Annotated in this window: 11 protein-coding genes; 7 read left to right on the forward strand and 4 right to left on the reverse strand. The window is 67.3% G+C overall.

The features are described from left to right. Positions 1 to 456 precede the first annotated feature (456 nt). From AC07U0_RS14355 to AC07U0_RS14370, 4 genes are all read right to left on the reverse strand, one after another. Entirely contained in the window at positions 457 to 882 is a 426-nt protein-coding gene (locus AC07U0_RS14355; protein WP_494720686.1) for a BLUF domain-containing protein, read from the reverse strand. Continuing rightward, entirely contained in the window at positions 882 to 2,717 is a 1,836-nt protein-coding gene (locus AC07U0_RS14360; protein WP_494720687.1) for an ATP-binding protein, read from the reverse strand. Before AC07U0_RS14360 ends, AC07U0_RS14355 begins: the two co-directional genes overlap by 1 nt. A gap of 430 nt (positions 2,718 to 3,147) precedes the next feature. Continuing rightward, complete coding sequence (locus AC07U0_RS14365; RefSeq protein WP_494720688.1) at positions 3,148 to 3,600, reverse strand: response regulator; 453 nt, start codon at positions 3,598 to 3,600, stop codon at positions 3,148 to 3,150. A gap of 627 nt (positions 3,601 to 4,227) precedes the next feature. Further along, complete coding sequence (locus AC07U0_RS14370; protein WP_494720689.1) at positions 4,228 to 4,494, reverse strand: hypothetical protein; 267 nt, start codon at positions 4,492 to 4,494, stop codon at positions 4,228 to 4,230. A 327-nt stretch (positions 4,495 to 4,821) separates the two neighbouring features. On the opposite strand from AC07U0_RS14370, the gene AC07U0_RS14375 reads away from it, so the two are divergent. From AC07U0_RS14375 to moaA, 7 genes are all read left to right on the forward strand, one after another. Then, on the forward strand, positions 4,822 to 6,039 hold the full coding sequence (locus tag AC07U0_RS14375) for a DUF2252 family protein (RefSeq protein ID WP_494720690.1): 1,218 nt from the start codon (positions 4,822 to 4,824) through the stop codon (positions 6,037 to 6,039). 831 nt (positions 6,040 to 6,870) lie between these two features. Then, positions 6,871 to 7,074 (forward strand): hypothetical protein, encoded by a 204-nt coding sequence (locus AC07U0_RS14380; protein ID WP_494720691.1) that lies wholly within the window; start codon positions 6,871 to 6,873, stop codon positions 7,072 to 7,074. Between the two features lie 218 nt (positions 7,075 to 7,292). Then, positions 7,293 to 7,574 (forward strand): hypothetical protein, encoded by a 282-nt coding sequence (locus AC07U0_RS14385; protein WP_492947568.1) that lies wholly within the window; start codon positions 7,293 to 7,295, stop codon positions 7,572 to 7,574. Positions 7,575 to 7,776: 202 nt separating this feature from the next. After that, complete coding sequence (gene paoA, locus AC07U0_RS14390; protein ID WP_494720791.1) at positions 7,777 to 8,403, forward strand: aldehyde dehydrogenase iron-sulfur subunit PaoA; 627 nt, start codon at positions 7,777 to 7,779, stop codon at positions 8,401 to 8,403. After that, complete coding sequence (locus AC07U0_RS14395; protein ID WP_494720692.1) at positions 8,400 to 9,350, forward strand: FAD binding domain-containing protein; 951 nt, start codon at positions 8,400 to 8,402, stop codon at positions 9,348 to 9,350. Before paoA ends, AC07U0_RS14395 begins: the two co-directional genes overlap by 4 nt. Next, a complete protein-coding gene (gene paoC, locus AC07U0_RS14400) occupies positions 9,347 to 11,539 on the forward strand; it encodes an aldehyde oxidoreductase molybdenum-binding subunit PaoC (RefSeq protein ID WP_494720693.1) in 2,193 nt (730 codons plus the stop codon). Before AC07U0_RS14395 ends, paoC begins: the two co-directional genes overlap by 4 nt. A gap of 9 nt (positions 11,540 to 11,548) precedes the next feature. Then, positions 11,549 to 12,595, forward strand: a complete 1,047-nt coding sequence (gene moaA, locus AC07U0_RS14405) for a GTP 3',8-cyclase MoaA (RefSeq protein ID WP_494720694.1) — start codon at positions 11,549 to 11,551, stop codon at positions 12,593 to 12,595. The last annotated feature ends 22 nt before the right edge of the window (positions 12,596 to 12,617 follow it).

Raw genomic sequence — 12,617 nt, forward strand, 5'->3', positions numbered from 1 at the left:
CGTCCCATTGCCGGGGGATGAGGTGGCCGGACGTCGGCGTCGTCTTTGAAGAGGGGCGGCCCTGTCCGCCCCGGCTGTCCTCGGGGGAGGCGGCCCGATCCTTCCAGATCGGCGGCCCGGCGACCTTCGGCTCGCCGGGCCACTCTGTTTGGCCGCGAAAGTCAGAAGCGGAGGGTTTCGTCAGCCCCGTGCGATGTCGCCCGCCTGCCGTGGTCAAAACATGTCGGCGGACAAGGTATGAGCGATGACAAGCGACGTCATTTGGAAAGAGGAGACGCTCAGGCTGCCGCGGGATAACACGGCATGGAAGGCCGTACTGAGTGACGCGAAAGCGAGAGCCATCGGCGCCTCCTTCGTCTCCAGGCCGGCGACCGGAACACGCACCGCGGCTCGTATTCTCCTGGTCGGAACGCCGCCAGGGCCCTGAGCTCGTCAGCCTCCGGGAATGACCAAACATCAGGAGAGGCGAGGCGTCGCTGCCGTAGACGGTGAGGTTCCCTCACCCAGCGCAGCCGCAGCGGCTTCAGCGGATCGCCGCCCGCTGACGACGTCTGCGACCAGCCGGGAGATCAGCGTCGAGGACAGCGGGCCACGCATGGACCACCCCGCATGCGCGCGTTCGGCGACGCCCTCGCGGACCAGGATACGGATGTCCGAATGCCTGACGTCCTGCTCAAGGCGCCGCATGAGCATGTCGAGCGCGTACCCAGGGCCTTCGAGAACCTGAAAGAAATGGGTCTCGCCGACCGCGAGGGCGCCGGTGATGTCGCGTTGATCGTTGTTGCGCTTGGCCTCGCCGAGAATCTCGGCGACTCCGAGAAGGGAAAGGGAGGCCGGGGCGCCTCGACTGGTGTAGACGACCCGCTGCAGTTTGAAAGGCATCAGGCGGCGTCCCGGGCCTCGACGCCGGGTGTCGAGGCGCCCATCGTGGCGACGCTGGCCCGGCCGCGCGGAGCTACCTGCAGGACGTGAGCGACGGCGCTGAAGTCGATCGGTTTGTTGAGATAGGCGTCCGCCCCGGCCGCGAAGCCCTTGAGGTGATCCTCGCGGGTGGCGGAGGCCGACAGGACGACGATCGGCGTCTCGCGATTGGGGCCGTCCGACCGCCGGATCGCCAGCGTCGATGCGAGACCGTCCATGACGGGCATGTTGACGTCCATGATGATCAGGTCGAAGGCCTCCACCTGCGCGGCGTCCAGGGCTTCGCGTCCATCCGTCGCGCAGGTGACAACATGGCCTGCGGGCTTCAGGTAGGCCTCCAGCACCAGGCGATTAACCGGGTGATCCTCGGCGACGAGGATTCGCAGTCCATGGTAGGGCTGAGCGGACGGGGTCGTGTCCTCAGCCGGGTCGAGATCATCGACCGTCTCACGCCAAGCTTCCACCGCCACCTTGACCGTGACGGAGAAGGTCGAACCCTTTCCGGGCGAGGATTCCACTCGCACCTCTCCGCCCATTACCTCCGCCAGGCGTTTTGAGATGCTGAGCCCCAGTCCGGTGCCGGAGAACCGGCGGGTGGAGGAATCGTCGACTTGGGCGAAGGGCTGGAAGAGCCTCGCAAGATCGTCCGGCGAGATGCCCACGCCCTGATCCTGAACCGAGAAACAAAGCAGCGCGCTGTCGCCCGCCGCCGGACTTTGGAGGGCCACGCCGAGCCTGATCGAACCTTCGCCGGTGAACTTGATCGCATTGCTCAGGAAGTTCTGCACGATCTGGGTCAGGCGCAGGGCGTCGGTACGAATCACAGCCGGCGCGGCTGGATCGATCTCGACGGTGAAAGACAGACCCTTGGCCTCGGCATGGGCCTGGAAGGGGCCGACGACCTTGCGGCAGAGATCGTCGAAGGCGATCTCGGCGATCATCGTTTCCATCTTGCCCGCCTCGATCTTGGTGATGTCGAGGATATCGTTGAGGAGCGTCAGGAGCGAGGCTCCCGACTGTTGAATGATGGAGACGAATTCGCGCTGCTGGGGAGCCAGATCGCCGACGGCCAACAGCTGGGCGGCGCCCAGAACGCCGTTCATGGGCGTCCGCAGTTCGTGGGACATCACCCCCAGGAAATTCGACTTGGCCTGGCTGGCTGCATCGGCCTTGTCTCGCGCCGCACTGAGCTCCACGATGAGATCCGCCTGCCGCTGCGCGGCCGCCGCGATCTCACCGTCCCTGATCTGGGTGATGGCGACCTTGATAAGGAGCGCGGCCCCCAGCACCGGAATGACCGCGATGAGCGTGTTGAAACCGGTCGTTCCCCAGAGGCCGAAGACCATGACGCCGAGGACGGCGGTGTAGGGCAGGGAGACGATCAGCGCCTCGCGGGGCGCGGCCCGCATCTGGGTGAAGACCAGAGTATAGCCCGCACCGAGCAGTGCGATCGCCAACATGGCGCCGTAGGGACCGCCTTCCAGGAAGGCGAGGAGGGGCGCGGCGGCCCATGCGATGCAGGATACCGACGCTGCCCAGACAACGTGGCGGCTCGACATCCCCTGGACCGAAGCCTGACGCGCCTTGTTCTCGATCAGGCCTCGGACGAGGCCGAGGGCCATGGTGACCCCATACCAGATGGCGACGTGAGACAGGGAGACTTCGGTGGCAAGGGCCAGGGCCCAGCACGTGATGATCCAATACCGCAGGTGGCCGGCGGACACGAGACGCTGCAGCAGAACCGGGGCATCTTCGCGCGCCGCGGTGCGGGGTCTATGGCGGTAGGTGAAACGCATCTGAGACCCTCATTCTGATGTCCTACACTGACCAGAATTATATAAGGTGCGGTAAAAGCACGGAAATGTCCGGTTCCGGGCACAGCGGCGTGGGCTCCGGCATTGGATTGTGCGTCTGGTTCACCCGCGGCGGACTTAGCCTTGGGCGGCTGCTTTACCCGGCTCGAACCATCTTCCCCGGCGCGTTACCGCAGGTTGAGATTCAGGCGGCGGCCTTCGCCTTTGGCGCGGAGACGCTTGTGGTCCGGCTGGGCAGGCGATGGGTTCAGCGCTGGCGAGCAGTCCAGGCGGTTGGTCGGCGACAGCAGCCGAAGGGGTCCGGACTTGGGCATCGGGAGATACCGGCCCCCCATCCCGGTCGGTCGAAATGGTCACATCGCAGAGCTGAAGAAGGCCGAGCGTCGCGGCATCATAGCGGGTCTGGTCGACATCACGGCAGCGACCCGGGGGCGCCCGGCTGGAATGAGGGGAAAGCCGTCAGGGAATCCGCCGGTGGATCGCGCGCCAGCCGGCGGGCGAGCACTCCGACGAAATGGTCTCGCATCGCGGTCTCATCGAACGGCTTCGGAAAGGCCTTCAGGGCGTTGAATGGCGGGCTCGAGGCAGGCCCAAGGCGACAACTGGCCAGCACGACCTCAACGCCCGGCCATCGGTCACGCACGTAGAGTGCGAGAGCCAGGCCGTCCATCTCGCCTGGCAGGTCAATGTCCGCGACGACAAGGGCGACATCTCCGTCGAGCTCATCCAGCACCCGTCGCGCCTCGTCGGCGGTCGCGGCCTCGATCGGCGAGAGCCCTGCGTCCGCGAGAAGGGCGCCGGCATGCATTCGAATGACGGCTTCGTCTTCGACGACCAATGCGGAAAGTGATGTAGCGATGGCCATGCGCGTCAAATGTCGAAAATCGAACAAGGTTCACCGCCCGGTCGCTTCCCATCTGGGAACCACTGCGCCACACGGCGTCCTGGATGTCAGGTCTGTTGGCGCCGAGCGCCCGCAAGCGTTGTCTGATGGGAGCAGCGAACACCATCGCAGAGCTCCTGCGCGGATGAGACGCTCCTTGCGCCGGGTCAGCATAGGAGGGGCGACCGCTACTGGTGCGGACGTCTCCTAGGATCTGAACGCGCGACCGCTCTCGATCACCGTCAGGCTCGGAGGCTTGTGTTCGGAGTGCCGCGAAACCCAATGGATGACGGTGGCCCAAGCAGAGAGCACCAGGATGGACAGCGCTCCGACGATGAATATGGCGAACACCGGCGTCTCCTTTGGGTCTGTTCTCTAAGCGTCACGAGGGAAGGTATGTTCCCGACCTGGGGCGTCGAACGAGCGGTGGGTACGTCTGTAGGGGGCGTGCCAGCCTCGAGGTTTAGGGCGAGCGGGGTGCGACACCGATGGCTCGGCTCCCGTGCCGTTGGAAGCGCTCGACGTGCCGGGGTTCTCGTCCGGGAACGACAGACAACAAAAAAGCCCCGCCACTGAGGCGGGGCTTCTGATGGATGGCGGCCTGAGCCCTCAGTGGCCGGGCTGTTCGCCGGCGGTCGGCGACGTGCTCGGCGTATTGGAGGTCGTCATGCCGCCATCCGCGTTGCCGGCCTGCTGCTCGATGTGGTCGGCCTGGGCGTTCAGATTCTTTTCCTGTTGCTCGTTGGGGGTCGCCGACGCCTGGGCTTCAAGCTGGTCCGCCTTCACCTCGGCCGCCTTGTCGGCCGAGCTCTCGCCGCAGGCCGCCAGACCGGCGAAAAGGGCGGCGGTGGCCGAAGCGATGATCAGTTTACGCATGGGTTTTCCTCCTGATGGGCCTCTCCAACGCCGCGAGTGCGATTCGGGTTCACAGGGCCGCGACGCCGCTCAGCTGTCCCCGCTTGCCGCGACCGCTGCAGCCGGGTTGCCTGCCGAGGCATTCCGGCCGGCGAGGTCTCCAATCCTGTTTGACGATCATAAGCCGCGCTACGCAGGAATATTGCGACCTTCCGTCGCATGATGCGTTAGCCGCCCTACTGCAAGGCGCAGGGGGGCGCGACAGTCTGCGATGCAGGCGAGGCTGACCTCGATCTGTTGACACCTATTCTGGCCGAACCTGAGAAAGGGGCGGCGATCGGGAGCTCCATGCCGCAACGTCCCCAGCGTTCGCCGACCCACTCGGACCGGTCTGCCGTTCTAAACCTCACGCGTCGTCTCAAGATGGCCCGCTCCGCCCACGCCTATGTGCGGGGCAGTACGCGTCAGTTCTACGCATGGTTGGAGGCTTCGCCGGCGTCGGTTCCGGATGCGCCGCCGGTCTGGATCTGCGGCGATTGCCATCTCGGCAACCTGGGGCCGCTGGCCGACGTCAAGGGACGTGTCGAAATCCAGATCCGGGATCTGGACCAGACGGTGATCGGCAATCCCGCCCATGACATCATCCGGCTGGGGCTGTCGCTCGCTTCCGCCGCTCGAAGCTCCGACCTTCCCGGGGTCGCAACTGCCCGTATGCTGGAGCATCTCATGCTGGGCTATCAGGATGGCCTGACAGACGACTTCGATGCCGAAGACGCTTCCAGCCGGCCCAAGGCGATCCAGACCCTGCTCAAGCAGTCCCTCCGGCGGCGGTGGCCGCAACTCTCCCAAGAACGCCTCTCGGGCGATCACCCCGAAATCCCGCTGGGCAAACGTTTCTGGCGGTTGGCGGACAGCGAACGCCGCGACCTTGAGGGTCTTATTGGGACGGCGGATGCGCGCGCGATGCTCATCCGGCTTGAGCAGCGCTCCGGCAAGGAAAAGCCCAATCGCAAGGTGGCGCTTGCAGACGCGGCCTACTGGATGAAGGGGTGCAGCTCTCTCGGCCGACTCCGCTACGCCGCCCTGGTCCGGGTCGGATCTCACCATCCCTCATTCGCCCTGGTCGACATCAAGGAAGCAGCGGCTGCGGCCGCGCCGCGCGCGCCGGGGGCGACCATGCCGCGCGACAATGCCGAGCGGGTCCTTGCTGGAGCGAAGGCTTTGTCGCCTCACCTCGGCGAAAGAATGGTCGCGGGTCGGATGGCTGGCACGGCGGTGGTGTTGCGAGAGCTCGCGCCGCAGGATCTCAAGATCGAGATGACCCGCACCCGACCCGCGGAGGCCGCGGCCCTGGCGCGCTACCTCGGCGGAGTGGTGGGACGCGCGCATGGGCGGCAGATGGAGGCTGGAGATCGCAGGGCGTGGGGTCGGCGTCTGGTGCGGGATCAGACGGCGACGCTGGATGCGCCGTCATGGCTCTGGTCCAGCGTCGTCGAGTTGATAGGCCTCCATGAGGCCGCCTATCTGGAACACTGTCGCCTCTATGCGCTGGAAGAGGCGGCCTGACACTTCTGGTGACTGACCTTTATCAGCATCGGGCGCGTTTGGGGCTGCACCGCCACAGGGATGACGTGCTGGCGTGTCCATGGGGTTCCTTTGACCGCTGGACGGGCAGCCCGGCTCGAAGGCGACGACGCTGCCCGATAGGCCGGGCGCCTTGATTTCGGCGAGGACAATCCCGTTCTGTCGTTAGCGAACCTGGCGGCAGATCCTTGCGGCGGCTTTTCTAAGATCTGTGGGCCCCGGATAGAAGCGGCCCGCACCGGAGCAAGGGAAGGTTCGGCGCGGGCCGCGGCGGATCGTCGTGGGGCTTAGACCGCGACACCACCCTCAGGCTTTTCGACCTGAGCGCCATGGGGTCTTTCGGAGCGGTACGGAACGGTGGAGCCTCAGGAGGCAGAAACGGCCCGGCGCCCCACGCCGAGCCGTCGATCCATGCAGATCCGGCCGTCTCCCCCGAGATCGGCCGCTCGGGCGGTGTGAGCCACCCGCCGAGATGACGACGCCGGTGCATGGTCACCTCAGAAACCTGGCGAAAAACGGCTGCGGGCGGTCGCCCGCCCAGCGGCGCGCGTCGCGGCCGGGTGATTTTCGATCACGCCGGCCCGGGCCTGGGTCGACTATTCAGGCGCCTCACAAGATCGTCCTTTTGGCGTTGCTGGACCGTCTGCTCAAGCCGCCCTGTTGGGACCCTGCACAGGCGTAGTCGCCGGTGGGCTCTCAGGTCTACGGCGGACGGAGCTGAGCGACTCAGTTAGACGTCGCCCGGTGACGCCGGCAGAACTCGATCAACGTCTGGAAGACCAGCGCTTGAAGGCTGGCGGTGATCCGGAAGCCATGCCTGGGCTGATCACTGTCCAGACCGATGACTGGATCACAAGCCTTCACGAGGGCGCAACGCGGCCGAAGACGCTCGTCGACGGCATCCGTATCCGGGACATCAAGGTCGCGATCGGGGCGACCTTGACGACCGGCGTCCTGACCCGTGCTGAAGCCGGCGAACGCGGCGAACCCTATCGTGATCTGGCGCCGGGATCCTGACCGGCCCTGCGAGGCCCGTTCCGGCCGCATGGGCCTGACAGCGGGTCGCGAGGCTCCCCGACGCTGACGGCGCTCGGCGTGCGCGCGGTCGCAGGTCGGACCGGAAGAGACGGCCCCTCGGCGATGAGACGAACATCTTGACGACCCCGCCGGCATTTCCAAAATCGCGACTGTCCGGCGGGCAGACCCCCCCCGCCGGCTCTTCAGCGGAGGACCTTATGGAAAAGATCGTCGTTGAACCCCTGTCAGGCGGCTGGGCCGTGCGCAGCGACATCATGGACAATGCAATGGTGTTCAGGAGCGGGAGCGCCGCCGAGGACGCCGCCAGAACCCTCGCTTTGAGGCTGGCCAGGCTCGGAGAGCCCGTCAAACTCCATCTCAGGCTACGCAACAGCGCGACCGAAGCGCGCTTCATCTGCCTGCCGCCGGTGGATCCCGACGCCCCGCCGAACCTCTTGCCGATTCCCGACGCGCGCACGCCGGATTTCGAGCACGCCTAGCCAGACGCTGGATCGGCAGGGGGGCGCCGGAATACGCCCGGCGCCTCCCCGCGTTGGCGGCGGTTCACCGTGACCCGTTCGGTCACCCTCGGCTCCAGGAACATCAAGCGTCGCTGCGGGTTCTCTCAGGGCGGTTCCGTCGATCGGCGAGGGATCGCAGGCTTGCGCTCGCCGATCGGGAACGGAGCGCGTGGTGATCGACGTGATTGAGACGAGCCCATCGCGGCGCGGGCTGTTGCTGGGAAGCGCAGGAGGGGCGGCCTTGATGGCTCTACCGGCGCAAGGCGCCGAAACCCCTGCGCCCGAACCCGCGCCGAGCACCGCGCCTGTGAGGCTTACCGTCAACGGTCGAGAGGTGGCGCAGGACCTCGATACCCGCACGACCCTTCTCGACCTGCTGCGGGAGCACCTGCACCTCACGGGGACGAAGAAGGGCTGTGATCACGGGCAGTGCGGCGCCTGCACCGTTCTGGTGAATGGCCAGAGGATCAATTCCTGCCTGTCGCTGGCGGTGATGCACACCGGGGACAAGGTCACCACCATCGAGGGACTGGGCTCGCCCGAGCGGATGCATCCGATGCAGGCCGCCTTCGTCAAACACGACGGCTATCAGTGCGGCTACTGCACGCCGGGCCAGATCTGCTCGGCGGTGGCCGTTCTGGATGAAATCCGCGCCGGCATTCCGAGCCACGTCCAGGACGACGTTTCAGGCCGCCCTGAGATGTCGGCCGAGGAGATGCGTGAGCGGATGAGCGGCAACATCTGTCGTTGCGGCGCCTACTCCAACATCGCCGAGGCCATGGCCGAGGTAGCGGGAGCGCGGGCATGAAGGCCTTCACCTATGAGCGCGCGCGGACGCCGGCCGAGGCCGCCGCCGTGGTCGCGGGGCGGCCCGGCGCGAAATTCATCGCCGGCGGCACCAATCTGCTCGATCTGATGAAGCTGGAGATCGAGGCGCCGACCCATCTGGTCGACGTCCAGGACACGGGTCTGGACAGAATCGAGGAGACGCCGGAGGGCGGCCTGCGCATCGGGACCCTGGTCTCGAACACCGCCCTGGCCAGCGATCGCCGGGTGCGCCGGGACTATGCGGTCCTGACCCGCGCCATCGTGGCGGGCGCCTCCGGCCAGTTGCGCAACAAGGCGACGACCGGGGGCAATCTGCTGCAACGGACCCGGTGCCCCTATTTCTACGACCCCAACCAGGCCTGCAACAAGCGCGATCCCGGCTCGGGCTGTTCGGCCATCGGCGGGGTGACCCGGCAACTCGGTGTCATCGGCATCAGCGACAGCTGCATCGCCACCCACCCCAGCGATATGGCCGTGGCCATGCGCCTGCTGGGCGCCTCGGTCGAGACGGTCGCCCCCGCCGGCCAGACCCGCAGCCTGCCGGTCGCCGATCTGCACCGGCTGCCGGGTGATACGCCCCACCGCGAGACCAATCTGGAGCCGGGCGAGATGATCACGGCGGTGATCCTGCCCCGGCCCATCGGCGGCAAGCAGGTCTACCACAAGGTCCGGGACCGCCAGTCCTACGCCTTCGCCCTGGTTTCGGTGGCGGCGGTGATCCAGCCGGACGGCTCCGGACGGGTGGCGTTCGGCGGCGTGGCGCCCAGGCCCTGGCGGGTCGAAGCGGCGGATGCGGCGATGCCGGGCGGCGCCGGGGCCGTCGCGACCGCCGCCTTCGCCGGCGCGCGCACCCGCGAGGACAATGCCTTCAAGGTGACTCTGGCTCAGCGGACCCTGGCCGGGATTCTGGCGGAGGCCCGGGCATGAAGTTCGATCAACCCGCCGGCCCCAACCCGATCGACCGGATGCGGGTGGTGGGCCGGGCCACGCCCCGCATTGATGGCCCTCTGAAGACGACCGGCCGCGCGCCCTACGCCTATGAGCATCGCGAGGACAATGTCGCCTACGGCTATGTCGTGGGCTCCGGCATCGCCAAGGGCCGTATCCGGTCGATGTATCTCGCCGCCGCGCGCGCCGCGCCGGGCGTGCGGGGCATTGTGACCGCGGAGAATGCAGGGGCGCTCGGCAAGGGCGACAACAACACCGCCAAACTTCTGGGCGGCCCTGACATCCAGCACTACCACCAGGCCATCGCAGTCGTGGTGGCGGACACCTTCGAACAGGCCCGCGCCGCCGCCGGACTGGTGAAGGTCAGCTATGCCCGCGAGCAGGGCCGTTTCGATCTGGAGGCGCGGCGCGCCGGTGCGAAAGAGCCGGACGGCGACAATGCCGACAAGAGCCACGGCGACTTCGCGACCGCCTTCGCTGGCGCGCCGGTGACGCTCGACGAACAGTACGAAACGCCGGACCAGAGCCACGCCATGATGGAGCCGCATGCCTCCATTGCGCGCTGGGACGGCGATCAGCTGTTCGTCTGGACGTCCAACCAGATGATCGCCTGGGGCAAGGGCGATCTGGCGAAGACGCTCAAGATCCCGCCGGAGAAGATACGGATCTCCTCGCCCTATATCGGCGGCGGCTTCGGCGGAAAGCTGTTCCTGCGCGCGGACATCATCCTTGCGGCGCTGGCGGCCAGACAGGTCGGGCGGCCGGTCAAGATCGCGCTTCAGCGACCCTTGATGGCCAACAACACCACCCACCGTCCGGCGACCCACCAGCACATCCGCATCGGCGCAGGGCGCGACGGCAGCATCGTCGCCCTGTCCCACGAGAGCCTGAGCGGCGACCTGCCCGGCGGCGGACCGGAAACGGCGACAGCCCAGACCAATCTCATGTACGCCAGCCCGGCGATCATCACCCGGCTGCGGCTGGCGGAGCTGGACCTGCCTGAAGGCAATGCGATGCGTGCGCCGGGCGAGGCGCCGGGCCTCATGGCGCTTGAGATCGCCATGGACGAGATGGCCGAGAAGCTCGGTATGGACCCGGTGCGCTTCCGCATCCTCAACGACACCCAGGTCGATCCGATGCATCCGGAGCGGCCCTATTCACAGCGGCAGCTGGTCCGGTGTCTGGAGGAGGGCGCGGACCGTTTCGGCTGGGACCGCCGCAACGCTGCGCCGGGCGTTACGCGCGATGGGCGCTGGTTGGTGGGCATGGGCGTGGCGGCGGGCTTCCGCAACAACATGAACATGAAGTCCGCGGCGCGGATCAGGCTGGCCGCGGACGGACGGGTGACGGTCGAGACCGACATGACCGACATCGGCACCGGCACCTACACCATCATGGCCCAGACCGCGGCCGAGATGCTCGGCGTGGACCTCGACCGGGTGACGGTCACCCTGGGCGATTCCGCGTTCCCCGCCGCCGCCGGCTCCGGAGGGCAGTGGGGCGCCAACAGTTCCACGGCCGGGGTCTATGCGGCGGCGATGAAGCTGCGCCGCACGGTCGCTGAACGTCTCGGCTACAATCCGGAGACCGCTATGTTCGAGAACGGCCGGGTCCGGGATGGACGGCGGTCCGCCCGCCTGGGCGAGGCCGCGCGGGCGGGCGAGATCGTCGCCGAGGACACGATGGAATACGGCGATCTGGCCAAGAAATATCAGCAGTCGACCTTCGCCGCCCATTTCGTCGAGGCCGCCGTGGACAGCTACACAGGCCAGACCAGGGTGCGCCGGATGCTGGCCGTCTGCGCCGCGGGCCGCATTCTCAATCCCGTGACCGCGCGCAGTCAGGTGATCGGCGCCATGACCATGGGCGTGGGGGGCGCCTTGATGGAGGAGCTCGCGGTCGACAAGCGTCTGGGCTTCTTCGTCAATCACGATCTGGCCGGATACGAGGTGCCGGTCCACGCGGACATCCCGCACCAGGAGGTCGTCTTTCTCGAGGAGGCTGACGACAAGACCTCGCCGATGAAGGCCAAGGGCGTGGGGGAACTGGGGCTGTGCGGCGTCGGGGCGGCGGTGGCCAACGCGGTCTACAACGCCACCGGCGTGCGGGTCCGCCAGTATCCCGTCACCCTGGACAAGCATCTGGACCGGTTGCCCGCCCTTGTGTGAGGCTGGCGCATGACCACGGTCTATGCCGCCGACCATTTCCGGTCCCCGGACGCCGTCGCCTCCCTGATCGATCCGTTCGGGCGGCGGATCGACTATGTGCGTGTGTCGGTGACCGACCGGTGCGATCTGCGTTGCGTCTATTGCATGGCCGAGCGCCAGACATTCCTGCCGCGCGCCGAGGTGCTGAGCCTTGAGGAATTGGACCGGCTGTGCACCGCCTTCATCGGTCTGGGCACGCGCCGGATTCGCCTGACCGGAGGCGAGCCCTTGGTGCGAAAGGGTTTCATCGATCTGGTCGAGGGATTGTCGCGCCACCTGAGATCGGGGGCGCTCGAGGAACTGACCCTGACCACCAACGGGACGCAGCTGGCCCGGCACGCCGAGGCCCTCGCGCGCCACGGCGTGCGGCGGATCAATGTCTCGCTGGATACGCTGGATCCCGACGCCTACCGCCGCATCACCCGCGGCGGCGACCTCGGCGGGGTGATGGACGGTCTGGCCGCCGCGCGTACGGCGGGTCTCGAGGTCAAGATCAACACGGTCGCCCTGAAGGCCGACAACGCCGCCGACCTGCCCCACATGATCGCCTGGGCCCACGGCCTGGGCATGGGGCTTACCCTGATCGAGACCATGCCGCTGGGTGAGGTCGAACAGGACCGGACGGACCAGTATCTGTCCCTGCGCGGCGTGCGCGAAGATCTCGAGGCGCGCTGGACCCTGACGCCCCTGGCCAGACGCACCGGCGGCCCGGCCCGCTATGCGAGGGTCGAGGAGACCGGCGGCGTACTGGGCTTCATCACCCCGTTGAGCCACAGCTTCTGCGAAAGCTGCAACCGTGTCCGGGTCACCTGCACCGGCCAGTTGTTCCAGTGCCTGGGTCAGGAGGACGAGGCCGATCTCCGTGCCGTCCTTCGCGACTCTCTCGACGACGATGCGCCTCTGATCGAGACCATTCGCGCCGCCGTGGATCGCAAACCCAAGGGCCACGACTTCCGCATCGACCGACCTGGCGCCGCGCCGGCGGTGGCGCGCCCGATGTCGATGACCGGAGGCTGACCGGGGGCGGGCGCAGCCAGAG

It is taken from the genome of Brevundimonas sp. GW821-FHT02A10, assembly GCF_059422025.1.